This is a genomic window from Algoriphagus sp. PAP.12 (assembly GCF_026652115.1).
Lineage (GTDB): Bacteria > Bacteroidota > Bacteroidia > Cytophagales > Cyclobacteriaceae > Algoriphagus.
In genome coordinates this window covers 61,917-88,350 of sequence record NZ_JAPPSQ010000009.1, presented here as the reverse complement: position 1 = coordinate 88,350, position 26,434 = coordinate 61,917, and the positions used below count along the sequence as shown (strand labels likewise).

Genomic DNA, 26,434 nt, shown 5'->3' with positions numbered 1-26,434 from the left:
TTACAATATGAAAACGGCACTAATCACAGGTATTACTGGTCAAGATGGATCTTACTTGGCAGAACTCCTGCTAGAAAAGGGATACCAAGTACACGGCGTGAAAAGAAGAGCTTCTTCATTTAACACGCAACGAATAGATCACCTATACCAAGATCAGCATGAAAATCATGTGAACTTCAAATTGCATTACGGGGATTTAACAGATTCGACCAATATTATTCGAATTATTCAGGAAGTTCAGCCAGATGAGATCTATAATTTGGGGGCGATGTCTCATGTAAAAGTTTCATTTGATTCTCCGGAATATGTGGCCAATGTAGATGGAATCGGTACATTAAGAATTTTGGAGGCAGTCCGAATTTTAGGTTTAGAGAAGAAAACCAGAATTTATCAGGCGTCTACTTCTGAATTATATGGAGGTATGCCTGAGAATAAAAACGAAAAAGGGTTTTATGATGAGAGCTCTCCGTTCTATCCGAGATCACCTTATGGAGTAGCAAAAATTTATGGTTTTTGGATTACCAAGAACTACAGGGAGGCTTATAATATGTTTGCTTGCAATGGGATTTTGTTTAATCACGAATCTCCCAGAAGGGGAGAAACATTTGTTACAAGAAAAATTACTATGGCAGTTTCAGCTATTGCCTTGGGTTTGCAGGATTGCCTATACCTAGGTAATCTGGAGGCATTAAGAGACTGGGGACATGCCAAAGATTATGTAAAAGCCATGTGGTTAATTTTGCAACAGGAAAAGCCGGAGGATTTTGTGATTGCTACTGGAAAAACGACCAAAGTACGTGATTTCGTTGAAATGGCTTTTGCGCATGTGGGTTTCAAAATCCGATGGGAAGGAGAAGGAATTGGCGAGGTCGGGATCTTGGATTCAGTCGATGAACAAAAATATTTTGAAGCAACAGGACAGCAGTTAATGGTTAAAGGTTCAGCGTTAAGTGTTACTAACGATAATGACGTGTTAACAATTAACAAATTAACGGTTAACGGATCAACACTTAACATTGGAGAGACTTTGATAAAAGTGGATCCTATTTACTTCCGCCCTACAGAGGTAGACCTACTCCTCGGCGATCCAACCAAATCTAAAACTCAACTAGACTGGAATCCAGAGTTTGATTTAGCTGGATTGGTTGAAGATATGATGGCTTCTGATATCAAGCTGATGCAAAAGGATTTGCATTTGGTCGAAGGTGGTCATGAAGTTTTTAGACAAGCAGAGTAATTAGTTTGTCCTTTTTAATTTTTGTAAAATTAATAAACACAATATGCAAGTTTTAGTAACAGGTGCTGCTGGTTTCATTGGTTATCATCTCAGTAAAAAGCTGATTGAACATGGTCATCAAGTTATAGGAGTTGATAATCTAAATGATTATTATGATCCGAAGCTTAAGTTGGACAGGCTGAATGAGTTAGGTATATCGTTTGTAGGACTTGAAACTAAGGGAATTAAAGAGTACGAATTTGGAAATTTTACTTTTTTAAAGGCTGATATCACTGATGATCATCTTTGGGAACTTCTTTCAAATGAATTTCATATAACATCTATCATTCATTTGGCTGCCCAAGCTGGTGTACGGTATAGCCTAGAAAACCCCAAATCATACATCAAATCCAATGTAGAAGGTTTTTTAAATGTCCTAGAATTTTGCAGGTATTTAAAAATTAAAGATTTGATCTATGCTTCAAGTTCTTCAGTATATGGTTTGGATTCGGTTCAACCTTTTTCGGAGAATGAAAATTGCAATAAGCCGGTTAGTTTATATGCAGCCACCAAACGATCTAATGAGCTAATGGCCCATACCTACCATCATCTTTTTGGAATAGAATCAGTAGGATTAAGGTTTTTTACTGTTTATGGACCTTGGGGTAGGCCAGATATGGCCCCTTTTATATTCACCAAATCAGCTTTTGAAGGAACTGAAATTAAGGTTTTTAACCAGGGGAATCAAAAACGAGATTTTACCTATATTGACGATATAGTAAATGGTATTATTCAAATTTTTGATCAGCGTATTAAAATTGAAGGAGCTGAAGTCTGTAATATAGGTCAAGGAAAGCCTTTAGGACTCGGTGAATTTATTAGCCTAATAGAAAAGAGCACAGGAAAAGAATTAGCTAAGAAGTTTGTGAAGGCTCAACCTGGTGATGTTCAAATAACCTATGCGGATACCGATAAATTAAGAAGTAACTTTTCTTACAAACCTTCAATAGAATTAAAACAGGGAATTCAGAAGTTTGTAAACTGGTATAAAAAATATTATAATATAACAGATTAATGAAAATAGCAGTTGTAGGAACGGGCTATGTAGGCTTGGTATCAGGAGCATGTTTTGCAGATGTAGGAATAGAAGTAACCTGCGTTGACATCGATCAGAAAAAAATAGATAACCTCAAGAAAGGCATAATGCCTATATATGAACCAGGACTTGAAGAAGTAGTGGTTCGTAATTATAAAAGTGGAAGACTGAAATTCAGTACTGATTTGGGAGAAGCAATTCAGGGATCAGCCGTAGCATTTATAGCCGTGGGAACACCTCCGGGTGAAGATGGATCCGCTGACTTGAAATATGTATTGGCAGTAGCAGATGAAATTGGTCAGAAGATGACAGACTACATTTTAGTCGCTACCAAAAGTACGGTGCCTGTCACTACTGGAGAAAAAGTGAGAAGAGCCATTAAATCTGCGTTGGATCAGAGAGCTTCTGACCTTCCTTTTGCAGTAGCTTCTAATCCTGAATTTTTGAAGGAAGGTGCAGCAGTTGAGGACTTTTTGAAACCAGATAGAATCGTGATCGGAATTGATGATGGACGTGCGGAAGAGATTATGAAGCGCCTGTACAAACCGTTCCAACTTAGTGGGGAGCGCATCATTTACATGGATATTCCATCTGCGGAAATGACCAAATATGCGGCAAATGCCATGCTGGCCACCAAGATCTCCTTTATGAATGACATTGCTAATCTTTGCGAAAAAGTGGGTGCTGATGCCAACATGGTGAGAAAAGGGATTGGCTCAGACCCAAGAATCGGGAATAAATTTATTTATCCGGGAGTTGGTTACGGAGGATCTTGCTTCCCAAAAGATGTGAAAGCAATCATCCGGACTGGCCGTGAATATGGACATGAACTCCGAGTACTTCAGTCGGTAGAAGATGTGAATGAGGATCAGAAACATGTCTTGGCCAATAAAGTCAAGGCTCATTTTGGCGAGGATCTTTCGGGGATGACCTTTGCGATGTGGGGTTTGAGCTTCAAACCAAACACTGACGATATGCGCGAGGCTCCGGCAGCAGTTATTATTGACGAATTGAGAGCAGCTGGCGCTAAAGTCAAAGCCTACGATCCTGTGGCCATGGATGAAGCAAAAGAGCACTATATCTTCGATAAGGTGACTTATTGCACAGATGCTTATGATGCTTTGGTAGATGCAGATGCACTTCTTTTGGTGACAGAATGGTCTGAATTCCGAATTCCAAGTTGGGAAGTAGTCGGGAAGCTTTTGAAGAACAAAGTGATCTTCGATGGTCGCAACATTTACGATAAAAAACACCTTGCAACTTTGGGATTCGAACACTATGAAATTGGGTCTTAAAGTGTTGATTAGTGGGTAGGAGATTAACTCATTTAATTGAGAAGTAGAAGATTAAGTATCATAGTTCTATTCTTTAACTATAGTATTTATTCAATTATCTACTGCAAAAAACACGACATGATATGATTTTATTTAAGGAGGTTGTTTTTAATATTCTCTTAGCTTGTTCACTATTCCCAATGATTAAATGCATTTGAAAGTGGATGGGCTTAAAAAACATTGGCTGGCAAATAGGGGAGGGTAATTGAAGTAAATTAATTGAATCACTTAGGGCCAGGCTCATTAATTTCAGCTATGCAGAAAGAAGGTCCTCGACCTGTATTGTTTAAGAAAGCAGGGTCAATAGACTTTAGAGGCCGCCCATTCAAAATTTCGGAGCCGGACTTAACAGCTCGTGGGGAAACAGGGCCGTCTCTAAGGATCACTATAGTTAACTGAGGGCTTATAATAGCAACACATGATGTTGTCTCCAACATATTAAGATAAAACCGGGGACAACGACTAATACTATCGGGGGAGCCTACAATGTAATTATCGACCACTTTTCAATCACTTGGGCAATAGACTAGAATAATTCGGCCTCCGGAAGTAGAATTAAAGGGGAGAGCCCAGAGGAATGGAGAAAAAACACTTCTCACGATATTACGATTAGTAATTGCATAATTCGAGAAGGCCTTCATAAGAATAGGCATTCAAATGGGGTGACACATTTTATGGGGACTTTTGTTCATTATAGTGTTACAATTGTCTTGATTATGGGGGGGTATTATTGTAATTATTGACGGAATCCTTGATTTAAGGGAGGGGCTCGAGGTGTTGTACTAAATAACTTTTTATACAATTCTGGAGAAATGGCAATTGCCTATAGGCTCTCTGGGAAAGAATGGCGTGGTAAACAAATCCAAGATGGATTGATGAGCGTAGAAGGGAATGTTGTAGAGTATGGACCAGATTCTCATGAAACAACATTATTTTCTTGAATAGATGGCTCTGTAAAGGCTTATATAGAATATGATCCATCATTGAAATAAAAGGGTTATCTATATTTATGGCAATGATTCAGTATTGGTATCTGAGTCGCCAATCAGGAATAATAACATCCAAGTCTTAAGATCTCATGAAGTTAAGGAGTATATATTAAAAAATACTGCTGATTTTCCGTGGGAAAGAGATGCGGAAGACACTCGTATCATAAAAATTAGGATCATTAATCCGGAAATAGATGTTCGTATTTCTGATTTGAAGAATTAAATACCTTAGGTAGCTCAATATGGAGATTTTTGATGGACAACGAAAAGTAATAGAGTATGATATCACATAAACATAAGTGTATTTTTATACATGTACCAAAGGCAGCGGGAACAAGTATTGAAAGAGTTTTTTTAGAAGATTTGGACCTTGATATGGATAATAGACATGCATTACTTCTAGGTGCAAGTACCAACATTTCATTAGGGCCAAGAAGAATATCACATTTATTGGCTAGAGAATATGTATCTGGACATTTCATTTCTCAAGAGCTTTTTGAATCCTATTTTAAATTTGCTTTTGTTAGGAACCCAATTTCCCGTATCTACTCTACGTACAAATTTTTAAATTTTGACAGGTATGTTGACTTTGATACATTTGTAAGTAAGAAAATCGATAGACTATCTGAAGACAAAATGTATGGTTTTTTTATGAAACCTGCCTATGATTATTTATTTGACGAAAATGGAAAATGCCTAGTGGATTATATTGGCAAATTTGAGTCTATTAGTGTTGATTTCACCAATATTATCTCCAATATTAATTTTTTTAGTAAGAATATTGAATTAAAGCATTATAACAAATTAAGCAATAAAGGAGACAGTATTGTGAAGAGGACCCTTGTAAATATGAGAGAAAAGTTAAGGGTACAAAATGACCCAAAACGTCTAACTAGCTCGTCAAAGGATAAAATATTCCAGAAATACGAATTAGATTTCACTCACTTTAATTATGAATATGAGTGGTGAATCTACTGTTAAGAAAAGCCTAAAGACCGGTCTTTTTTGGACGTCCGGTGGCCAGTTATTAACGGTTATTCTTAGTTTAGGTGTAAATATTGTTTTGGCACGTTATATTAAGCCTTCTGATTTTGGTGCTATGGGTATTGTTATGTTTTTTATTCTCTTGAGCGATGTGCTGGCTAAGGGTGGGCTAGCCGGTGCATTAATCCGAATGAAAGAGGTAACCAGAGATGATTACTCAACAGTTTTTGTCTTCAATTTAGTGGTAAGTTCAGCCATTTATTTAATTCTTTTTTTACTTTCTGGGTATATTGCAGCTTTTTATGAAAGTAAGGTTATTAGACCCTTGCTTTTAGTTTCGGGTTTAACAATCATAGTAAATGCGTTTCAATTAATTAATATTACCAATTTAATTCGTCTATTTAAGTTTAAGCAGCGCTTTATTTATCAATTTTCGTCAACTTTCTTTGCGGGTGTTATCTCCATACTTATGGCATATTACGGAATGGGAATTTGGGCTCTGGCATTGTTTCCCCTTTCAAATTCTATATTCTTAACTTTTATTTTGATATACTTTGAAGGGTTTGCGGGGGGGGTAAGCTTTAACAAAGAGTCTTTCAATAGAACTTATAAATTTGGGGTAAATACTTCTCTTGCCACACTCTTAGATACCATATTTGAAAATATCTATAGTTTGGTATTGGGAAGATACTTTAACCTTTCACAGGTAGGGTTCCTCTATCAAGCCCAGCGCCTACAGAAAGTACCCAATAATGTATTAAATTCGTTTAGCCAGCGTGTTTTATTTCCTGTACTGGCTCAGAAGCAGGATGATACAGCCACTTTTAATAATCTATTTTCACGGGTTGTCACAGTATTTACTGTTTTGGTGGGAATGATTGTTGTTTTGATTTTCACCTTTGCTGAGGATATAATTGTCTTATTGTTGGGCAAAGATTGGCTAGGTTCTGTTTTTTACCTTAAGGCATTTATCGTGGCTTCGTTCTTTTATATGCAAGAGCAATTCAACCGTGTTATATTTAAGGTCTATGATCAAACCAATCATATCCTTTTTTTGGAAATATTGAAAAAGTGCGTTCAATTGGTTACTATTTTTATCGGAATTTACCTTGAGAATTTGGAGGTGCTGATTTGGGGGTTTGTTCTTACGAGCATTTTTAGCTTTTTAATAAATTTTTATTTTTCAAGAAAAATTATTTCATCAAAGTCAATGCACCTTCATTTAGATTTGGTTGCGAGAGTAGTTTTTATTGCTTTATGTTCTTCATTTATTGCAAGCTATGTGTTTTATATTATGCAATTTGATTTCTTAGAAAGACTCGTTAGTATTCCTATTCTCGTAGGTTTGTATTTTGGTATGGTTTTTTTGTTTATAGATAAAAAGCTAGTTGATTTTGATGGATTAATTAAATTTGTGAAATTGAAGTAGATGCATTTTATATAACAAGTAGTGTAATGTTGAAAAGATTTTCTAGATATTTTTCTTATTTAATTATAGGTATTTTATTTTTGCAGATTACCGATACCTATAAGTTGTTACTTTTAGTTTTTCAAAAAAAAACTAATGTCGCATCGATATTAACACTAATGATATGTCTGTTTTTTCTGGCTTTTAATTTTTCGATTGTAAAGAAATTTCTTAAGATAAGATTATTGTTTAGTTGGTTTTTGCTTATTTGGTTTTTCCCTGTAACAATTAGTTTGATTCACTTTTTGCTTGGAAATTTAGATGGCGGTGAGACTATCTATTGGCTTTCTTTCTTTTCATTGTTTGGAACTTTGTTTATTTCTTCAGTTTATGTGTTTTATAAATTTGGTTCTACTTATTTTGTTTTTGTTTTTTTTTTATTAGCTTATCTATCTATAGTTTTAAGTTTTGTCTTAGAGTCAATTAATTATGATCTTTTTAGATCAATATTATCATTGTCTGCTGAGACAGAAGATATAGCCTTTGTTAGAACTGAAAGTAATCGATCCATAGGGTTTTATGTTCAATCTAATATGGCTGCCAGAGCACTATGCTTTTTTTCCATTTTTCTTTATTTTTCTTATTTTTCTTCAAGAAAATTTCTCCATAAGCTAGTTTTCTTTATTACTACTATTGCTTTGATTCTATTAACTGGATCTAGAACATCTTTGTTGATTTTTGTAACAATTGCGCTGTATTTTTCCTTCTATTATAAACAGCATGAACAAAAAAAGTCAATTGTAATTCAGGGTTTATTACCATCTGTTGTATTAATTTTATTCTTTATTCCTATCTTTTATTTATTTTTGAAATATGTTTCTATAATGCTTACCAATTATGAGTATTCATTTCTTTCTGAAAGATTGGATTTTTTAATATCTTTCTTTGAATCCAATGATAGTTCTATTTCAGATGAAAGTATTGAAATTAGAATTATGGTAATTAATCAATATTTAGGTTACATTTATGATAGTCTTTTGTTAGGGTATGGTCCAGTCAAAAGAGAGGAATTTTTGCGCTTAGGTAATTTTACTGCGGCAAGTCAAAATCAGTATTTAGAGGATATTTTTGCTTTTGGACTCTTCTATTTCCTTTTCTATTTGAAGGTTATTGTTAAATCAATCAAGATTAAAAGTTTTTATACATTTGGGTTACCAATGTTTCCATTTTTTATATTCTTCTTTGTAATTCTGATTTTTGGTTTTTCTGTGAATTATCTACTAATTAATCGAATTGTTATAATATCTATGGGAGCATTTTTAGGAATATTCTTGAGGTATCAGCAAAATTTTAGATATGATATTTAAACGTGTGAGATCAGACTTGTTCAGGTGTTCTGGTAAAATAGATTATAAATCTTTTTGTTTTCGTCTTCTTTTTGATAAAGGATTTAAATTCATCTTTTTTTTTCGATATAGTTCAAAATTTAAAAGGACTACCCCATTAGGTTTTATACTTTATTTTTTTTATAAGAGATACTCAGTAAAATACGGATTTCAGATTCCTACTTCGGTTGTAGTCGGACCAGGTTTGTCGTTGCCACATTTCGGGGGAATTGTCATTAATTCCAAAGCGAAAATTGGGAGCAATTGTAATATTCTTCAAGGGGTTACCATTGGCAATGTGAAAAATGGTAAAAAAAAGGGAACTCCTGTTATTGGAAATAATGTTTTTTTAGGTCCAAATGCTGTCATCGTTGGTGGTATTTCTGTGGGAAACAATGTTCTTGTTTCCGGAAATTCATTTATAACGGAAAACGTTCCTGACAATAGTCTTGTTTTCGGGAATCCGGCTAGGATCCTTGTTAAAGATTTTCCTAGTTTGCCATATCTACACAATTCAATTCAAATTTAGAATGTGTAGAATTTTATAATATTTCTGTAATTATTTTGGTGTCAGAGGTGACATTGTTAAATTAAATTGTTTTAAAATTTATTATGTTAAAACGTTTTATACACTTAGTTTTTAAGACATTAAGTCCAATTCGTTATGCTAGATTTATTGGAGTCCGGGTAGGTGATGGTTGTAGACTGATAAATGTCAAGTATAGTTCAGAACCATATCTTATTTCTATTGGAAATCATGTTAGTGCAACTTCCACTAGGTTTGAGACACATGATGGAGGTGTTTGGGTTTTTCGAACTACAAATCCTGGTGTTGACGTCGTTAAGCCAATCAAGATAGGTGATAATGTTTTCATAGGTTTCGGGTGCATTATCTTGCCAGGTGTAACTGTTGGAGACAATGTTGTGATCGGTGCACATTCTGTTGTATCTAAAGATATTCCACCTAATTGTGTGGTCGCTGGTGTTCCTGCACGTGTAATTAAGGACTTACAAAGCTATAAAAATAAAATTCTCTTTGATTCTCATGATACTAAATATATGTCAAAAAACGAAAAGAGGGCCTATTATTGTAATGAGTTTTCTATTTGATTTTACCAATGGTTATTTATCACTTTACGACAAATTTGAGTGGTGGCGGTGCTGAAACACAGCTAAGGATCCTTGCAGAAAATCTTCCTATCAATGGATTGAAACAGAGAGTTGTATTTAAATTTGCTGCTAATGGCTTTCCATTTGATAAGTATAAAACAATTGATTTTATTAAGATTGCTGATTTTGATTTTTCTAAATTAGAAAAAAGTAGGGTGATTCTCCATATTTGGATTCCTGATGTTTTCACATATATTTCACCCTTTTCTTTTTATAGGCATAGAGATTTTGTTCTTATAGGAATTAGAAATCGATATAGTTTTAATTCGCTAAAAAGGGTTTACCAATTTTTTTGCTTTACATTATTTAAACATTTTGTTTCGAACGTGCCTTTAGAGCTTCATCGTCGCCACTACAAATTTCTTTTTCAGAATAAGTACGAATTTATACCCAACGCCTTGAAGTATCCCATTAATAATACTTCAAAAACTTTTTCAGGAGCTCGATTCTTGTTTGTAGGAAGGTTGGTTCCTCAAAAAGGAGTTATTGATTTGATTAAGACTTTTAGTCTTCTAAAAGAATTTGATTTTGAAGTTACAATAGTTGGTGAAGGTCAGCTGTTTCACGAGGCAAGAAATCTTATTAAAAATGCAGGTCTTAATGAAAGGATATTTTTAGAGGGATATAAAAATGATGTTTTGGAATATTACAATTTGTCAGACTTTTTTATATTACCTAGTTATAATGAAGGTATGCCAAATGTAGCTTTTGAGGCTGCATCTCAGAATTGTATTCTTATTCTTTCTGATTTGGCAGAAAATCGATATTGGTTTTCTGAAGAGGAAGTTTTTTTCTTTAAACCTGGAAACATTTATAGCTTGAGAGATGTAATTTTAAGCTCACTAAGTATTTCAAATGAGCAAAGAAGTACTATGATATACAACTCTAAGAAAATTTTGAAAAAATTATCGCTAGAATCTTATCTAGTTTCATATATGTCTTTATACGATAATATTAGAATTGAAAATGATTAACTATTTTAGAGATATAATCTCTCTTGATAATTCGGATGTTTTTTTGATGAGTTATCCTAAGTCTGGAAATACAAGATATCGAATGGCGATAGCTCAGTATTTGAAACTTTATATCGAAGATTTTTCGGAGAGGTTTTCTTATGATTATGTGAATAGCGTTCTTCCTGAATTTGGAAAGGGAAATATTGCGGAAATTCGTCAATTTTACTACTCAAAGGAATTATATTTTGGTGGATTTCCTCTGTTTATAAAATCTCATCTTTCCTATCCAATAGTAAGTTTATTGGTGAGGAAAAACCCAATACTGTATATTGAGAGAAATTCTCCAGATACGGTTATGTCATATTATGACTATTGTTTGGCAAGAAAGATCATTGGAGAAAATTACTCATTTTCAAAATTTTTGAGATCTCCAAAATTTGGTATTGGAAAACTGGTTCTGTATTCAAAACATATGAATTTGGCCTGCAGCCATAAAATCCTTTATGATGACTTGTTATATAGAGATATAGACGTCATTTTAAATTCTTTAAAGTTTCTGGGAGTAGATTTTAATGTGGGGCTTATGACTGAAGCTATTAAACTTACGAGACGTGATAAAGCTGTGAATTTCAAGAATAAACTGGATTCCTCCTCTTATAATTTTGCAGCGAGTAAATCGCGGATCTTGACTGATTATTTTTCTGATTCTGATGTAGTTTATTACAATAAAATAATTTCCTCTAATCCATTATTTTCAAAAATTCCTTTATGAAAATGAAAGTCTTCGCTGTGGTTAGCCTGCCGCCTCCATACAATGGTCAGAATATAGGTTCTCTTATTGTTAAAGATTTGCTTTGTTCAAGCGCAGATTGTAGTGTTTTTAGATCTAACCTTCGGTACTATTTGACTGATAATGCCTCATTTTTTTCTAAACTTGGATATTTTTTCTTAGCATTTAATAGATACTTATTTGTGGTTTTAAAAGTTTGGATTTCATTTATATTAAATAGACCAAATAGACTTTATTATGTTCCAAGTAGTAACTTAAGAAGTGTAATACGTGACTTTTTATTTTATTTACCATTTTTACTCACTGGGAAGAAAATTATTTGTCATGTTCGTAGTGGAGATTTTTCAATTAAAAAGAAGATGTTTAGATGGTTATATTTATTTGATAATTTTCATTTTATATTTCTAACCCCCAACCTTGCTAATGTTAGCGGTATACAATCCAATCGTTATATTATCATTCCTAATTTTGTTGATGAGATTTTTGATAACTGTGCTCGTATTAATGAAGTAGATTCATCAAATGTTCTAAGACTTGTTTTCCTTAGTAATTTGTTTGTATCGAAAGGTGTCTTTGACTTAATTTCTGCTGTTAAGAAATTTAAACCTAGTGCTCCATTACATTTGGATATCTATGGAAAAGGAGAAAATGAGGTAGTAAATAGAATTAAAAATATTATTTCTGATTGTCCTAATATTATTTTCCATGGTGAGGTGTCAGATAGAAACTTGGTTAAAAATATTTTAGCCGAATCACATATTTTTGTACTTCCTACAACTTACCATATTGAAGCTTCTCCTCGTTCAATTATTGAGGCAATATCCCAGAAATGTGTTCCATTGGTGACTAACCATGCGGGTATCCCTGATATGATTGACAGTTCTTGCGCTTTTATTATTGATAAGGACAAAAAATTGTCAGAACAAATCTATTGGGTACTATCAAATATTCTCGAAAATCGTGATCAACTTGATATAATTCGTGAAAATTCCTATAATCGATACTTAGAAAAGTTTTCTATCCATATCTTAAAAAGTAAATTTATTGAATATTTTTTTAAGCTGAATTAATGAAAGTTTCTTTAATCACAGTCTCTTTTAATTCTGGCTCAACCTTGAGAGATACTATTTGTAGTGTTGCTAATCAAGACTATCCTGAAATTGAATACATAATAATTGATGGGAATTCTACTGATAACACCTTGGAGATTATAAAAGAATATGAAAATGTTGTTTCTAAATGGATTTCGGAGGATGATTATGGATTGTATGATGCAATGAACAAAGGCTTGAAAATGGCAAGTGGGGATATCGTAGGAATAATAAATTCTGATGATTTCTATCATCGTCCCGACGCACTTTCTAAAATAGTTGAGGGATTCTCAGATCCTAAAATAGAATGTGTTTTTGCTGATATTCGATTTGTAAATTCAATTGACTTGGATAAAACAGTTCGTTATTATTCCTCAAAAAGATTTAATTTAGGTTCCTTTTCATGGGGGTTTATGCCTGCTCACCCAACTTTTTTTACTTATCGGAGAAACTTTGAAAAATTTGGTGGATATAAGACTGAATATAGGATCGCGGCTGATTTTGAGTTATTAGTTCGTTTTCTATATAAATATCGGCTTTCGTATCAATATTTAAATTTTGACTTAATGAAGATGCGGTTGGGAGGTGTTAGTACTGCTTCCTTAAAAAGTACCTGGATTATTAATCAAGAGGACTTAAGGGCATGTAGGGAAAATGGACTGAAAACTAATTATCTTAGATTGTATTCCCGATATTTCCGTAAATTTTTAGAATATATTCCATTATTACATTGAAAAGATACCCTTTAATTTTATTTGTTTTTTTCTCTTTTGACCTTTTGGGACAAAGTATTCCTGCCGGTTTTCCAATTTTTGAGGAAATACAAAGAAGGAATCAATTAAGAGTTGTTGATACAATTGGCGATTCTTTTTTGATTCGTCCTGTTCATGCAATGGATACCTTGTATAGATTTAACAAAATTTTAGATTTCGCTTATTCAAAAAAAAAGCTTGAATTTGGTGTTTCTCCATTTATAAATACGACTAGGATTCTTTCCAATAGGCCTTACAATATGGGGGATTATGGCATGATTCCAAATCCTGGGTACCAAACTTATTTGTCAGGAGGGATAAATGTAAAATGGAAATTTATCAATCTTGATTTTCGGCCGGAATTGGTCATAGCACAAAATAAAGGATACCAAACAAGTTTGGATCAATTCACAGATTCAGAGTTAAGGAGTAAGTTTTTTTATTGGAATCGGGGAGATTTTCCAGAGCGTTTCGGTAAAGGATGGTTGATAAGCCCTTGGTGGGGACAGTCTAAACTTAGTTTTCAGTTCAGTGGGTTTGAAATAGGTGCAGCTACAGAGAATGTCTGGTGGGGACCTGGGCAGTGGAATGCACTTACTTTCTCAAACAGTGCTCAAGGCTTTCCTCATTTAACTTTGAATACTACGAAGCCTGCTAAAACATTCTTTGGATATTTTGAAACTCAATTAGTAATTGGGAAACTTGACAATTCAGGCTATGATCCCTCTCAATTCCCAGAGTTGAATGATCAATATTTTAAACCATTTTCTGAGGATTGGCGCTATTTGAATGCTTTGATGGTCTCCTATAATCCTAAATGGATTCCGAGATTGTTTTTAGGTTTTACCCGTACTTTCCAACAATATCGGGGGGCATTGGGTAATGGTTTTTTGGATTATTTCCCTGTATTTAATGGTCTTACTAAAGATCAATATGGATATGACCGGGATGCAGATGGGCAGGATCAGCAAATCACTATTTTTGGCAGGTACGTTATTCCAAAGTCTAAATCCGAATTTTACTTTGAATACGGTAGAAGAGATCATTCCAAAAACTGGAGAGAGTTTATACTAAACCCAGAACATGCACGTGCTTATATTTTAGGTTTTATTCAGTTGTTTGATCTACCTTCCATTTCCAAGTTGATTCAAGTTCGTGGAGAAGTAACTCAAGCTCAGGAATCTGTGAATCGATATATTAGATATGGAGGTTTTTCCGGTGGTCTCGGTGGGGGTTATACTTGGCATACGCATAGCAAAGCCAGGGGGTTTGTTCAGAATGGCCAGCCCTTAGGAGTGGTAATTGCTCCTGGCGCCAATGTGCAGACTCTGGAGTTTTCAATGGTTGAGGGAATAGATAAGATGGGGATTCTACTGGAACGTCTGGTTAACAATCAGGATTTTTACTACAAAGCTCAATTACAGGCCACCCAGCGCAAACCTTGGGTTGATTTTTCCCTCGGCATTTTATATGATAAAAAAATTAAAAATTTATTGCTAAGTTCTAAACTTCAAGTCATTCATGCCAGAAACTACCAATGGCAGCTGGATCCGGCTAGTACTCCTGACTTTCCCAAGGGAAAGAATTTGACATCCATGATGGCACAGGTCAGTCTGATTTATTTTTGGAATAAGAATTTAGACAAGTAGGTAAATCCCTTGAATTTGACTTTTGATATTTTAATTACAAGTCTTCTTGTAATATGCCTAGTCCTTGTCCTATACAAAAACTGGCTAAAGCCATCTCTGGCCTTTGTGTTGGTAGTCTTTGCTTTTGTTATCTTGAAGGTGATTTCTATAGAAGACTTTTTGCAGGGTCTAGCTAACAAGCAAATTATCCTTATCTTCCTTTTGATCATTTTGACTTCAGGGATTCAGCAAAACCTAGGAAAAGGCATTTTTTATACCTTGTTCAAAAAGACTCTTTCTCCATTCCAATTTCGGTTTAGAATGATGTTGGCAGTTTCAGGTCTTTCCAGTATGCTGAATAATACTCCTGTGGTAGCTTTTATGATTCCCTATGTAAAGAATTGGTCAGAAAGCAACGGGTATTCAGCCTCTAAGTTCTTGATTCCACTTTCTTTCGCCACCATCTTAGGAGGGATGATCACCATAGTGGGTACTTCCACCAATTTGGTTTTAAATGGGCTGATTGTTCAATCAGGACTTCCCTCATTAAACTACTCGGATTTCTTGTTCTTAGGAGGAATTGTCACCATTTTGGGATTAATGTACTTGGCTTTTTTCTCTGAAAAGTTGCTTCCTAACACCATAACCCGAAAGGAAAGTTTGTTGGAGCATCTCAATGAATACTTGGTAGAAACTAAGGTGAAACCAAGTTCAGTTTTGATAGGTAAAACCATTGAAGAGGCGGGTTTAAGACATTTAAAGGATTTATTTTTGGTTGAAATCAAAAGAGGAGAGAGAAGTATCACCGCAGTGTCTTCAGATAGAATTATTCATTCTGAAGATATTCTTTTTTTTGCAGGGAATACCCAATCAATTCTGGATTTGATCAATGATAACAATGGATTGGAACTTCCTGATACTTCTCATTTGCTTAGCAATGGTTTCTCGGCAATGACAGAGGCGGTTATTCCATCAGGAAGTAGACTGGTTGGGACTTCACTAAAAGAACTGGGATTTCGGGATAGATATAAGGCCTCAGTAATATCTGTCTATAGAAAAGGGGAAAAAGTGAAAGAGAACCTAGGTGAGATTCAATTAAAGGAGGGGGATTTATTATTGCTTCTATGTTCCAAAGACTTTACCAAGGTGATATCTAACCGAGACTTGATTGTGCTTTCCAAATCAGGAGAAGTTCAAACGGAACTTTCATTTACAAAGACCCTTCCTAGCATTATTGCAATAGGAGTTCTTCTCATTGGAATTTTTGGATTGATAGATTTATTTCTTGCAGCTTTTGTGGGAATTTTGGTCATGGCCTTATCCAATGTAATTAACCTAAATCAGATAAAATCTGCCATTGACGTAGATTTGTTACTTATTTTAGTTTCTGCCTTGGCAGTAGGTATGGCTATTCAAAAGTCAGGTTCTGCATCATTTTTGGTTCAGCAGATCTCTGGTATCTTTGCAGACCTGAATCCAATAGGCGCTATAATTATTTTATTCGTTTTGACCTTAGGGTTGACAGCTTTGATTACCAATGCTGCAGCAGTTTCTATTATGTTTCCTGTAGCCTATGAAATGGGTTTGAGACTTGGAGAAAATTTAACCCCTTATTTTATTGCGATTGCCTTTGCTGCATCTGCAGACTTTATGACGCCAATCGGATATCAAACAAATTTAATGGTACTAGGCCCCGGTAATTACAAATTTTCAGATTATACCAAAATTGGGCTTCCTTTAACATTTATCTACTCAAGTGTTGTAATCACATTTATTTACCTTTATTATTTCTAAGATGGAAAACCACATACATCCAACTGTATTCAAAGTATCCAGCGAACAACGGAAAGGAAGATTAAAGCAGTCTCCGAAATTAATTTGGTTTACTGGATTGTCCGGTTCAGGAAAATCTACTCTTGCCAATGCAGTGGAAGCTCAGCTTTTTGAAGAAGGATATATGACCTATTTGTTAGATGGGGATAATATTAGAACAGGCCTGAATAAAGATTTAGGGTTTTCGGACGAGGATAGAGTTGAAAATATTCGAAGAATCACGGAGGTGGCTAAGTTGATGATGGATGCAGGGCTTTTAGTTGTTTCTGCCTTTATTTCTCCTTTTCGGGAGGAAAGAGAGATGATAGCAAAATTGGTCGGGGAAGAAAACTTCTTGGAAGTATTTGTGGACTGTCCTATTGAGGTTTGTGAACAAAGAGATGTCAAAGGACTTTATGCTAAGGCAAGAAAAGGAATAATCAAAAATTTTACGGGGATCGATTCCCCTTATGAAAAGCCATTGCATCCAGCAGTTCATATTCATTCTGATCAAGAAGAATTGACCAAATCAATACAAAAAGTTATTCAAACAATTTCGGCTACGATAAGCCACTAAATGTTCAACCCAGAAAATAAAACAATGGGACAATATTATTTATCACATTTGAAAGAATTGGAAGCTGAAGCTATCTTTATTATTAGAGAAGTAGTTTCCCAATTTGAAAAACCTGCACTTCTTTTTTCGGGAGGAAAGGATAGTATTCTTTTGGCTCATTTAGCGAAGAAGGCATTTTATCCTGCTAAAATTCCTTTTCCACTGATCCATATTGATACAGGTCATAATTTCCCAGAAACGCTAGAGTTTAGAGATGCACTAGTGGAAGAATTGGGCGTACAATTAGTGGTAGGTTCTGTACAAGAAAGTATTGATAAGGGTAGAGTAAGAGAGGAAACAGGTGTCAATGCCAGTAGAAATGCCCTTCAAACGGTAACTTTATTGGATACACTAGAGGACTTGAAGATTGATGCTGCGATGGGTGGAGCAAGAAGGGATGAAGAGAAAGCAAGAGCTAAGGAAAGATTCTTTTCACATAGAGATGAGTTTGGTCAATGGGATCCTAAAAACCAGCGGCCGGAATTGTGGAATTTGTTTAATGGCAGAAAGCATCATGGGGAACATTTCAGGGTTTTCCCGATTTCCAACTGGACAGAAATGGATGTGTGGCAATATATAAAAGAAGAAAATATTGCATTGCCTTCTCTTTATTTTTCCCATGAAAGAGAATGTGTAGTTAGAGATGAAGTGATATTGGCAAAATCAGAATACTTGCCATTAAAAGAAGGAGAAGAAATTCAAAAATTAATAGTGAGGTATAGAACATGTGGTGATATGCCAATTACGGGGGCTGTCCTTTCAAATGCTGATACCCTTGAGTTAATTATCGAAGAAGTAGCAACAACCAGAACTACGGAAAGAGGAACCAGAGCCGATGATAAGAGGGGAGAGACCGCAATGGAAGATAGGAAGAAGGCAGGCTATTTTTAGAATCGTATCTAGTACTTGGTATCAAGTATCCAGATGATGAATTATTACCGTCATTGCTAGAAGGAGGAATGACGACGAAGCAATCTCGGAAAATTTAAGACTGCCTCGGTTCGTACCTCGTCATTCAGTGACTTCCAAACAAAAGATTTTACTTAAAATGTCCATACAAGAAAATAATCAGTTATTAAGATTCACGACTGCAGGATCAGTTGATGATGGGAAGAGTACTTTAATAGGTAGATTACTTTACGATTCCAAATCCATATTTGAAGATCAAATTGAGGCTGTAAAAACCTCGTCAGAAAAGAAAGGCTTTGATTATGTAGATCTATCCCTTCTCACAGATGGGTTAAAGTCTGAACGAGAACAAGGTATTACCATTGATGTTGCCTACCGATATTTCGCAACTCCAAAAAGGAAATTCATTATTGCGGATACTCCTGGACACACCCAATATACCCGTAATATGGTGACTGGAGCAAGTACAGCCAATCTTGCGATCATATTGGTGGACGCTAGAAAGGGCCTTTTGGAGCAGACTTATAGACATTCGTTCATTGCCTCACTTTTGAAAATCCCTCATGTAGTGGTCTGTGTAAACAAAATGGATTTGGTGGACTATTCAGAGGAGGTTTATAATAAAATTGTTGCTGATTATGAGGCATTTTCAAGTAAGCTTGATATAAAAGATGTTCAATTTGTTCCTATTTCTGCATTGAAAGGGGATAATGTTGTTGACCGGTCTGAAAATATGCCTTGGTACGAAGGATCTACCTTATTGTATCACCTAGAGCATGTTCATATTGCCTCTGATTTCAATCATATTGATTGCAGATTTCCTGTGCAAATGGTGATTCGACCACATACATTAGAGTTTCAGGATTTCAGAGGGTACGCGGGTAGAATTGATGGAGGTATTTTTAAACCAGGTGATGAGGTTAAAGTATTGCCATCAGGTTTTACTTCTAAAATAAAATCAATTGAATTGAATGGTGAGCAAATTTCAGAAGCCTATGCGCCAATGTCAGTTACTATGACATTAGAGGATGAAATAGATATAAGTAGGGGGGATATGATTGTAAGGCCAAACAATCAGCCAGAAGTCGAACAAGATTTAGATGTAATGGTTTGTTGGATGAACCAGAAAGCTCTTCAAAATAGAACTAAACTCATTGTTAAGCATACTACTAAAGAATGTCAGGCAATGGTGAAGGATATTCAATACAAAGTGGATGTCAATACACTTCATAGAATTGAAAATATTGAAGAAATTGGGATGAATGACATTGCTAGGGTATCCATCCGAACTGCTCAACCAGTTTTTTTTGATTCTTATTCTAAAAATAGGCAAACAGGTTCTATTATCTTGATTGATCCTAACACCAATGAAACGGTGGGTGCTGGAATGATTATTTAAGGTTACTGAACCACAAAGAGCACGAAGGAGAAGGGAATAATGACTAAGAGACGAAATGAATGAGAGATTAAGCAGTTTTTTTTTTTTAAAATTTAATTATAGTTAAAATTCGAAGTCATGAGGATTTACAGGTATTTCAATTAGCATTTGATGCTTCAATGAGAATCTTTGAATTGTCTAAGTCTTTTCCCAAGGTTGAAAAATATTCATTGACTGATCCAATAAGGAGAAGTTCAAGATCGGTATGCGCAAACCTTGCAGAAGCATTTAGAAAAAGAAAGTACCCGAAATATTTTGTGTCAAAATTAGTGGACTGCGAAGGTGAAGCTGCTGAAACTCATTTTGGATATTATATGCTTTTAAATGTCAATATATAGATGAAGTATGTAAAACAGACCTAGATGATAAATACAACCAAATTTTAGGTAAACTGGTAGTTATGGGGCATCATCCTGAAAAATGGACCTATTAATTATATCCTACAATTTCTTCCAACTACATCCTTTAGTCGCTTTGTCTCTTCGTCTCTCTGTCCCAAATTCTCTAAGTCATAATCTTTAAAACTCTACGAGAAATTGACTAAAGACAATTAATAGCATTAAAAACAATGATTAATATAAAACAACTCACATCCCTTGCCAAAGAAGCATCTCTAGCCGCTGGCAAGGCAATCTTAGAAATCTACAATTCGGCAGATTTTGGAATAGAGATAAAAGGAGACAATTCTCCACTTACTAAAGCTGACCAAGCAGCTCATCAGGTTATAGTTAAATATCTTGAAGAATCAGGACTACCGATTTTATCTGAAGAGGGAAAAGATATTCCTTACGAAGTAAGAAAAGACTGGGAGTATTTTTGGATGGTAGATCCATTGGATGGAACCAAAGAGTTTATCAAAAAGAATGGAGAGTTTACCGTAAATATTGCTTTAATCCATGAAGGAAAGCCAGTTCTAGGAGTAGTATATGCTCCAGTTTTGGGATGGCTCTATTGGGGAAATCAAGAAGATGGAGCCTGGAAACAAGAAGGAGAGGCAATTCCATTTCAATTGAAAAAACAATCGGGTTCAGAAATAAAGACCATTGTTGCAAGCCGATCCCATCTAAGTCCGGAAACCCAAGAATTTATTGATCAATACCCAGAGGTTGAGGTTGTTTCAATGGGTTCTTCTTTGAAATTTATGTTAGTAGCTGAAGGCAAAGCCCAAGTTTATCCCCGTTTTGCTCCTACTATGGAATGGGATACTGCAGCGGCTCATGGTGTAATTCGGGCTTGCGGTGGAAGTGTCAAAATTTACCCTGAAATGAAGGCTTTAAATTATAATAGAGAGAATTTGCTAAACCCTTGGTTTATCTGCCAACCTTGATTTCAATTAAAAAATGATATAAAAGCTACCCAATTCGGGTAGCTTTTTCCGTTTTGGGGATTTTAGCAACAAAAATTTAAATGCTTTTAAAATATTTTTTTGACAACAAATTTTATTTTTCACAATCTAAAAAATGGATTTTACCCTTCAAATCAGGTAACTTGAAGTAGTTATTCGGTATTTTTGAATTCTTATTAAAACTGAGTTTTTATTATTAAATCGTTAATGGCTGGACTATTGTGATTACTTTTTTTAATTTTAACTGATTAAACCAACCGCAATATGTATTTTTTCTTAGCCAGCTTAACAGCCTTTTCAGTAGGTTTTTTAGTGACTCCTATTTTGATCAAAGTATTAAATAAAGCTGAAATTGGTGATGTTCCTGGAGGCCGAAAAATTCACTCAGGATTTGTACCATCGATGGGAGGAATTGGCTTCTTTGCAGCAGCAGCTATTTCCATGTCAATTTGGGGTTGGCAATTTCCTCTTCCGGATATAAGATATTTGTTGGGAGCTATAGCATTAATGTTTTTTGTAGGTCTTAGGGATGATATGGTTGAGTTAAAAGCTACTCATAAACTTTTGGGTCAATTGATTGCTGTGATTCTAGTAGTTGTGGCTTCTGATATCCGGATTAAAGATTTACATGGCTTTTTGGGAATAAATGAATTGCCGATTATTATATCTTATGGATTTTCTGCATTTGTACTTTTAGCACTGACCAATGCCTTTAACTTGATTGACGGGTTAGATGGACTAGCAGGTACAATTGCAATTATTGCATTTACCTTTCTTGGTATTTGGTTTACCCTTCAAGGTCTTGAGAGTTTGGCTGTACTTTCATTTACATTCCTGGGAGGTATATTAGCATTTTTGGTATTTAATTGGCACCCCGCGAAAATTTTCATGGGTGATACAGGTTCTTTAACATTAGGTTTCACTTTGGGGGCATTGATCATAGCTTTTATGGAATACAATGCCGCGCTTCCGATCGATTCTTATTTGAGATTTGAACCAATATTCTCTTCTGGTGTAGCAATTATGATGTTTCCCTTGTATGATATGGCAAGGGTGTTCTTACGTAGAATCAGGAGAGGTCAAGGACCAATGACACCTGATAAAAGCCATGTGCATCATTTTTTAATGAGAATGGGTTTGAAGCACAATCAAGTCGCATTATTACTTGGTGGGATTCAATTGGGATTTATTTGTTTGGTATTGGGAATGAAGGATAATTCTGATCACATTGTTTTGCCTGTAATTTCAGTTTTGGCAATTTCATTGGGTTTTTATTTGGATACCGTGACAGTGAAAAATGTAAAAAAGAAGGTCTCTAAGCTTCCTCGTGTACTAGAGATAAAACCATCAAAAGCATCAGAAAAATCCAAAATTGATATGGATTTAAAAAAAATTACAGATTCTAAAATCAATATGAATTAAGGTTTTTGTCGTTAAAACCCTTAAAATTAGAAGTTCTGGTAATTTTTATTTTAACTAATTTTTAGGTTGGTTGGCTTTTTGCGTATAAGCTAGTAAGTTACGGTTTCTTATTGCTTTTAACCTTATAGATGGCTTACCAGTACAAACTCTCTGCTCCAATATTTGATGGGAATGAAATGATCTATTCCCAGCAGGCAATAAGCTCAGGGCAACTGGCAACTGCGGGCAGTTTTATCGAAAAGTTTGAAAATAAGCTAAGTAAGAAGCTTAAAACTCATCAAGCGGTTGCTCTTAACTCGGGTACAAGCTCGCTTCACTTGGCTTTAGTCCTTTTAGGAATATCCCAAGGAGATGAGGTTATTTGCCAATCTTTCACTTTTTGTGCATCTGCAAACCCTATTATTTATTTGGGGGCCAAACCGATTTTTGTTGATAGTGAAAGGGATACTTGGAATATGTCCCCTGAGTTGTTGGAAGATGCTATTATGCATCGAATAGCTCATGGTAAAAAGCCAAAAGCAATCATTGTGGTTCATCTGTTTGGTATGCCTGCCAAAATGAAAGAGATCATGGAAATTGCCAGCAAATACAATATTCCAGTTTTAGAAGATGCTGCCGAGGCAGTTGGAAGCAAGATTTTTGGAAAGTCTTGTGGTACCTATGGAGATATAGGAGTATATTCTTTTAATGGAAATAAAATCGTGTCAGCAGGTGGAGGAGGAGCTCTAATTGCTAATGATTCAGCTTTGGTACAAAAAGCCAGATATCTTTCTACCCAAGCACGCGAAGATTTACCTTATTACCAGCATTTGGAGATTGGTTATAATTATAAGATGAATAATCTTTCTGCTGCTATTGGATTAGCTCAATTGGAACAGCTTGATAAATGCGTTAAAAAAAGAAGGCAAATCAACTCCAATTACCGGAAATTGATAGGAAGGATTCCAGGTATTTCATTTCAAGACGAACCAGAAGGGGCTTTCTCAAACTATTGGCTGAGTACAATTTTAATTGATGAAAAGGTTACTGGATTCACCAACGATCAGTTGAGGATTGCTTTTATGAAAAATGGCATAGAAACAAGGTTTCTTTGGAAACCATTGCATATGCAGCCAGTTTTTAAAGAAATTCAATTTTTTGGTGGAAATGTGTCGAGAAGTCTCTTTCAAAGGGGGATATGCTTGCCAAGTTCTGCTGATTTAACCTATGAAGATCAAGAGAAGATAGTAGCTGTGGTAATCAAAGAGTTAGCTAAAACTTTCTAAACTAGGTGATTTATAAAAATATTGGAAAGAGATTGTTGGACGTCATTCTTTCTGCTCTTCTTTTTTTGCTTTTGTCTCCAATTTTCTTTTTTCTTTATCTCTCCCTTTTGATTCATTTTAAAGGCAATCCAATTTTTTCTCAAAGACGACCAGGCCTTAACTCAGAAGTTTTTCAAATCCTGAAGTTTAAAACAATGAAAGACTCAAGGGATGAAAAAGGGGGTTTATTGCCTGATTCAGAAAGAATAACTGATTTTGGGCGACTTGTTAGAAGGTTTTCTTTGGATGAAATCCCCCAATTAATCAATGTGCTGATAGGGGATATGAGTTTGGTAGGACCTAGACCCCTATTAGAAGAGTATTTAGTGCTATATTCTAAAGAACAAAATAGGCGACATGATGTACGTCCGGGAGTTACAGGTTGGGCCCAAATAAATGGAAGAAATACGATTTCCTGGAAGGAAAAATTTAAACTTGATATTTATTATGTGGATCACCTTTCTTTTGCTCTGGATTTGAAAATTCTTTTCACTACATTTTTTAATGTGATTCAAGGAAAGGGGGTTTCCCAGCAAGGACACGTGAGTATGGGGAAGTTTGAGGGGAATTGAGGAATTCATCCATAAGTAACCTTCCTAAATTTTTCTATTTTGAGAAAAATTTTTTTGAAGAAATATTTATTCTTTTTATTTAAATCATCCACACGTAATTCTTTTTTTGCTGAAAGTCCTTGGTTTTATGCAAAATAAAATTGGATACTTCCGAAACTTGCCCAAGGATGTTTGGTGAAATTGTAAAAAAAAGCTTATTTTGTGTGCGATTATAATTGTTTTGGCACATCAATTAACCAACCATATTTGAATCCAATTCTACTATGAATTTTTTGACTCGGTTAAAAATCCTTCCAAGATGGATTATTGCCACCCTTGATGCATTGATACTTTTCCATTGTGCCCTGTTCGGATACCTGGTTCGTTTTAATTTTGAATTAGCTTTAATTGAACAAAATGATGCTGTTGCAGGATCTTTTACCTTCATGGTAGGAGGCTTGCTTGTAATGCAAAATACCAGAAGTTATGAGGGGATAGTTCGTCATACAGGATTTAAGGACGGCTCAAATATTTTTAAGACTATCGGAATTAATTTTGTACTTTTCTTATTCCTGAATTTCTTTCATGGAAATTTCCTGAATGATCGCTTTTTATTACCGACTTCAGTTTTAATCATCGCGAGTTTATCTTCATTATTCAGCTTAATATTTTACCGCTTATTGGTTAAAGAGCTTTTTGTCTATATCAAATATGGATTGGTTCCCAAAGAGCTTAAAAATGTAGTGATCTTTGGAGCTGGAGAGTCAGGAATAATTGCTCAAGAAGCGATTAAAGGAGATGGAACAAGTTTCTATAATACAGTTGCCTTTTTGGATGACGATTCCAAAAAAGAGGGTAAAAATATTTCAGGTACCCGAATTTTTGAAGGCTTGTCAGAATTGGAGAGATTGGTGGAGCAGCATTCGGTTTCTGAATTGATTATCGCAGTCCGAGATCTTTCGGTTCAAAGAAAGAGAGAGATAATTGATGAATGTCTTAGATTAAAAATATCAGTTTCTATTGTGCCTCCGGTAGATCAATGGATCAAAGGTGGATTGACAACGGGAGCTATTCGTGAAATTAAAATTGAAGACCTTCTTTCCAGAGAGCAAATCAAATTGGACAATCCTAGAATTCAGGAAGATTTGATGGGTAAAGTAGTCTTGGTAACTGGAGCCGCAGGATCTATTGGCTCAGAGTTGTGTAGACAGATTTCTCATTATCAACCTAGACTGTTGGTAATGCTGGATATTGCAGAGTCTGCATTGTATGACGTTGAAAACGAATTCAGAGAAAGTTTCCCTAACTGTCCTATCAAGATTATTTTGGGGGATGTTCGGAATAAAAAGAAGATGAGGGAAGTATTTAAAAACTTCAAACCTCAAGTTGTATTCCATGCTGCTGCCTACAAGCATGTTCCTATGATGGAGAATTACCCTGAAGAGGCTATTCAATCTAATGTAATTGGAACAAAAATTTTGGCTGACCTTTCTGTACTTTCGCAAGTGGACAAATTCGTTTTTGTTTCCACTGATAAGGCCGTAAATCCAACCAATGTGATGGGAGCCAGTAAGCGAGCTGCAGAAATGTATGTCCAGGCTTTGAATGAATACCTAGAAGTCAATCATAAGAAATATCATACAAAATTCATCACGACTAGATTTGGTAATGTTTTGGGATCCAATGGATCTGTAATTCCATTGTTTAAAAAGCAAATTTTGCATGGAGGTCCTATCACTGTTACCCATCCAGAAATCACCAGATTTTTCATGACTATTCCTGAAGCATGTCAATTAGTATTGGAGGCTGGAATCATGGGGCATGGAGGAGAAATCTACGTGTTTGATATGGGAGAACCAGTTAAGATTCTTGATTTGGCGAAGAAAATGATTCAGCTTTCAGGAAAGCGTGTAGATGAAGATATAAAAATAGTATTTACAGGATTAAGAGAAGGGGAAAAGCTGTATGAGGAACTGTTGAATGACTTTGAAACTGTAAAGATCACTCATCATCCTAAAATTAAAATTGCTCAGGTATTACCTTCAGCCTATCATAAAGTGGATGGTCAGGTAGAACTTTTCCAAGAACTGATTCAAAAGAGTTCTGAAAACGAAATTGTTGGTCATTTGAAAACAATTGTTCCAGAATTCATTTCCAATTCTTCGAGGTTTGAAGTTTTGGATAGGCTGAATTGACCTTTTTTGGAAAGAATTTATAATTGAAGACCGCTCTTGCGGT

The 26,434-nt window shown here is 35.1% G+C and carries 23 protein-coding genes; all 23 read left to right on the top strand.

Going from position 1 to position 26,434, the window contains the following annotated elements; translation table 11 throughout:
- Window positions 1-7 precede the first annotated feature (7 nt).
- Complete coding sequence (gene gmd / locus O0V13_RS12370) at window positions 8-1,237, top strand: GDP-mannose 4,6-dehydratase (RefSeq protein ID WP_268035277.1); 1,230 nt, start codon at window positions 8-10, stop codon at window positions 1,235-1,237.
- A gap of 43 nt (window positions 1,238-1,280) precedes the next feature.
- A complete protein-coding gene (locus O0V13_RS12365) occupies window positions 1,281-2,291 on the top strand; it encodes an NAD-dependent epimerase/dehydratase family protein (RefSeq protein WP_268035276.1) in 1,011 nt (336 codons plus the stop codon).
- On the top strand, window positions 2,291-3,607 hold the full coding sequence (locus O0V13_RS12360; protein WP_268035275.1) for a UDP-glucose dehydrogenase family protein: 1,317 nt from the start codon (window positions 2,291-2,293) through the stop codon (window positions 3,605-3,607). Before O0V13_RS12365 ends, O0V13_RS12360 begins: the two co-directional genes overlap by 1 nt.
- Before the next feature lie 1,307 nt (window positions 3,608-4,914).
- Window positions 4,915-5,604: a sulfotransferase family 2 domain-containing protein gene (locus O0V13_RS12355; protein WP_268035274.1), complete on the top strand. Its 690-nt coding sequence runs from the start codon at window positions 4,915-4,917 to the stop codon at window positions 5,602-5,604.
- Window positions 5,588-7,048, top strand: coding sequence for a lipopolysaccharide biosynthesis protein (locus O0V13_RS12350; protein ID WP_268035273.1), 1,461 nt, complete (start codon window positions 5,588-5,590; stop codon window positions 7,046-7,048). The genes O0V13_RS12355 and O0V13_RS12350 overlap by 17 nt, the downstream gene beginning before the upstream one ends.
- Window positions 7,049-7,074: 26 nt before the next feature.
- The gene (locus O0V13_RS12345) at window positions 7,075-8,394 is read left to right on the top strand and encodes an O-antigen polymerase (RefSeq protein ID WP_268035272.1); all 1,320 of its coding nucleotides are present in this window, start codon (window positions 7,075-7,077) and stop codon (window positions 8,392-8,394) included.
- Window positions 8,384-8,941, top strand: coding sequence for a serine O-acetyltransferase (locus O0V13_RS12340; protein WP_268035271.1), 558 nt, complete (start codon window positions 8,384-8,386; stop codon window positions 8,939-8,941). Before O0V13_RS12345 ends, O0V13_RS12340 begins: the two co-directional genes overlap by 11 nt.
- A gap of 83 nt (window positions 8,942-9,024) precedes the next feature.
- Window positions 9,025-9,522 carry an acyltransferase gene (locus O0V13_RS12335; RefSeq protein ID WP_268035270.1) on the top strand — a complete coding sequence of 166 codons (498 nt, stop codon included), beginning with the start codon at window positions 9,025-9,027 and terminating at the stop codon, window positions 9,520-9,522.
- A gap of 8 nt (window positions 9,523-9,530) precedes the next feature.
- Complete coding sequence (locus tag O0V13_RS12330; RefSeq protein WP_268035269.1) at window positions 9,531-10,556, top strand: glycosyltransferase; 1,026 nt, start codon at window positions 9,531-9,533, stop codon at window positions 10,554-10,556.
- A complete protein-coding gene (locus tag O0V13_RS12325) occupies window positions 10,549-11,310 on the top strand; it encodes a sulfotransferase domain-containing protein (RefSeq protein ID WP_268035268.1) in 762 nt (253 codons plus the stop codon). The genes O0V13_RS12330 and O0V13_RS12325 overlap by 8 nt, the downstream gene beginning before the upstream one ends.
- On the top strand, window positions 11,307-12,398 hold the full coding sequence (locus O0V13_RS12320) for a glycosyltransferase family 4 protein (protein WP_268035267.1): 1,092 nt from the start codon (window positions 11,307-11,309) through the stop codon (window positions 12,396-12,398). Before O0V13_RS12325 ends, O0V13_RS12320 begins: the two co-directional genes overlap by 4 nt.
- Entirely contained in the window at window positions 12,398-13,153 is a 756-nt protein-coding gene (locus tag O0V13_RS12315) for a glycosyltransferase family 2 protein (protein WP_268035266.1), read from the top strand. Before O0V13_RS12320 ends, O0V13_RS12315 begins: the two co-directional genes overlap by 1 nt.
- The gene (locus tag O0V13_RS12310; protein WP_268035265.1) at window positions 13,150-14,820 is read left to right on the top strand and encodes a capsule assembly Wzi family protein; all 1,671 of its coding nucleotides are present in this window, start codon (window positions 13,150-13,152) and stop codon (window positions 14,818-14,820) included. Before O0V13_RS12315 ends, O0V13_RS12310 begins: the two co-directional genes overlap by 4 nt.
- 9 nt (window positions 14,821-14,829) lie before the next feature.
- The gene (locus O0V13_RS12305) at window positions 14,830-16,593 is read left to right on the top strand and encodes an SLC13 family permease (RefSeq protein ID WP_268035264.1); all 1,764 of its coding nucleotides are present in this window, start codon (window positions 14,830-14,832) and stop codon (window positions 16,591-16,593) included.
- A gap of 1 nt (window position 16,594) precedes the next feature.
- Entirely contained in the window at window positions 16,595-17,188 is a 594-nt protein-coding gene (cysC, locus tag O0V13_RS12300; protein ID WP_268035263.1) for an adenylyl-sulfate kinase, read from the top strand.
- 24 nt (window positions 17,189-17,212) lie between these two features.
- Window positions 17,213-18,118 carry a sulfate adenylyltransferase subunit CysD gene (gene cysD / locus O0V13_RS12295; RefSeq protein ID WP_268035262.1) on the top strand — a complete coding sequence of 302 codons (906 nt, stop codon included), beginning with the start codon at window positions 17,213-17,215 and terminating at the stop codon, window positions 18,116-18,118.
- 127 nt (window positions 18,119-18,245) lie between these two features.
- A complete protein-coding gene (gene cysN / locus O0V13_RS12290; RefSeq protein WP_268035261.1) occupies window positions 18,246-19,535 on the top strand; it encodes a sulfate adenylyltransferase subunit CysN in 1,290 nt (429 codons plus the stop codon).
- Between the two features lie 158 nt (window positions 19,536-19,693).
- On the top strand, window positions 19,694-19,912 hold the full coding sequence (locus O0V13_RS21660) for a four helix bundle protein (protein WP_326492728.1): 219 nt from the start codon (window positions 19,694-19,696) through the stop codon (window positions 19,910-19,912).
- Between the two features lie 230 nt (window positions 19,913-20,142).
- Window positions 20,143-20,901, top strand: a complete 759-nt coding sequence (cysQ, locus tag O0V13_RS12285) for a 3'(2'),5'-bisphosphate nucleotidase CysQ (RefSeq protein ID WP_268035260.1) — start codon at window positions 20,143-20,145, stop codon at window positions 20,899-20,901.
- 282 nt (window positions 20,902-21,183) lie between these two features.
- Window positions 21,184-22,341 carry a glycosyltransferase family 4 protein gene (locus tag O0V13_RS12280; protein ID WP_268035259.1) on the top strand — a complete coding sequence of 386 codons (1,158 nt, stop codon included), beginning with the start codon at window positions 21,184-21,186 and terminating at the stop codon, window positions 22,339-22,341.
- 128 nt (window positions 22,342-22,469) lie between these two features.
- Window positions 22,470-23,606 (top strand): aminotransferase class I/II-fold pyridoxal phosphate-dependent enzyme, encoded by a 1,137-nt coding sequence (locus O0V13_RS12275; protein ID WP_268035258.1) that lies wholly within the window; start codon window positions 22,470-22,472, stop codon window positions 23,604-23,606.
- 5 nt (window positions 23,607-23,611) lie between these two features.
- Window positions 23,612-24,217 (top strand): sugar transferase, encoded by a 606-nt coding sequence (locus O0V13_RS12270; RefSeq protein WP_326492727.1) that lies wholly within the window; start codon window positions 23,612-23,614, stop codon window positions 24,215-24,217.
- A 263-nt stretch (window positions 24,218-24,480) separates the two neighbouring features.
- On the top strand, window positions 24,481-26,391 hold the full coding sequence (locus O0V13_RS12265) for a polysaccharide biosynthesis protein (RefSeq protein WP_268035257.1): 1,911 nt from the start codon (window positions 24,481-24,483) through the stop codon (window positions 26,389-26,391).
- The last annotated feature ends 43 nt before the right edge of the window (window positions 26,392-26,434 follow it).

Coding starts and splice junctions, on each gene's coding strand:
- cysQ (WP_268035260.1), top strand. CDS start 20,143: ATGATTAATATAAAACAACTCACATCCCTTGCCAAAGAAGCATCTCTA.
- O0V13_RS12350 (WP_268035273.1), top strand. CDS start 5,588: ATGAATATGAGTGGTGAATCTACTGTTAAGAAAAGCCTAAAGACCGGT.
- cysD (WP_268035262.1), top strand. CDS start 17,213: ATGGGACAATATTATTTATCACATTTGAAAGAATTGGAAGCTGAAGCT.
- O0V13_RS12315 (WP_268035266.1), top strand. CDS start 12,398: ATGAAAGTTTCTTTAATCACAGTCTCTTTTAATTCTGGCTCAACCTTG.
- O0V13_RS12330 (WP_268035269.1), top strand. CDS start 9,531: ATGGTTATTTATCACTTTACGACAAATTTGAGTGGTGGCGGTGCTGAA.
- O0V13_RS12340 (WP_268035271.1), top strand. CDS start 8,384: ATGATATTTAAACGTGTGAGATCAGACTTGTTCAGGTGTTCTGGTAAA.
- cysC (WP_268035263.1), top strand. CDS start 16,595: ATGGAAAACCACATACATCCAACTGTATTCAAAGTATCCAGCGAACAA.
- O0V13_RS12325 (WP_268035268.1), top strand. CDS start 10,549: ATGATTAACTATTTTAGAGATATAATCTCTCTTGATAATTCGGATGTT.
- O0V13_RS12360 (WP_268035275.1), top strand. CDS start 2,291: ATGAAAATAGCAGTTGTAGGAACGGGCTATGTAGGCTTGGTATCAGGA.
- O0V13_RS12355 (WP_268035274.1), top strand. CDS start 4,915: ATGATATCACATAAACATAAGTGTATTTTTATACATGTACCAAAGGCA.
- O0V13_RS12265 (WP_268035257.1), top strand. CDS start 24,481: ATGAATTTTTTGACTCGGTTAAAAATCCTTCCAAGATGGATTATTGCC.
- O0V13_RS12335 (WP_268035270.1), top strand. CDS start 9,025: ATGTTAAAACGTTTTATACACTTAGTTTTTAAGACATTAAGTCCAATT.
- gmd (WP_268035277.1), top strand. CDS start 8: ATGAAAACGGCACTAATCACAGGTATTACTGGTCAAGATGGATCTTAC.
- O0V13_RS12275 (WP_268035258.1), top strand. CDS start 22,470: ATGGCTTACCAGTACAAACTCTCTGCTCCAATATTTGATGGGAATGAA.
- O0V13_RS12365 (WP_268035276.1), top strand. CDS start 1,281: ATGCAAGTTTTAGTAACAGGTGCTGCTGGTTTCATTGGTTATCATCTC.
- O0V13_RS12345 (WP_268035272.1), top strand. CDS start 7,075: ATGTTGAAAAGATTTTCTAGATATTTTTCTTATTTAATTATAGGTATT.
- O0V13_RS21660 (WP_326492728.1), top strand. CDS start 19,694: ATGAGAATCTTTGAATTGTCTAAGTCTTTTCCCAAGGTTGAAAAATAT.
- O0V13_RS12280 (WP_268035259.1), top strand. CDS start 21,184: ATGTATTTTTTCTTAGCCAGCTTAACAGCCTTTTCAGTAGGTTTTTTA.
- O0V13_RS12320 (WP_268035267.1), top strand. CDS start 11,307: ATGAAAATGAAAGTCTTCGCTGTGGTTAGCCTGCCGCCTCCATACAAT.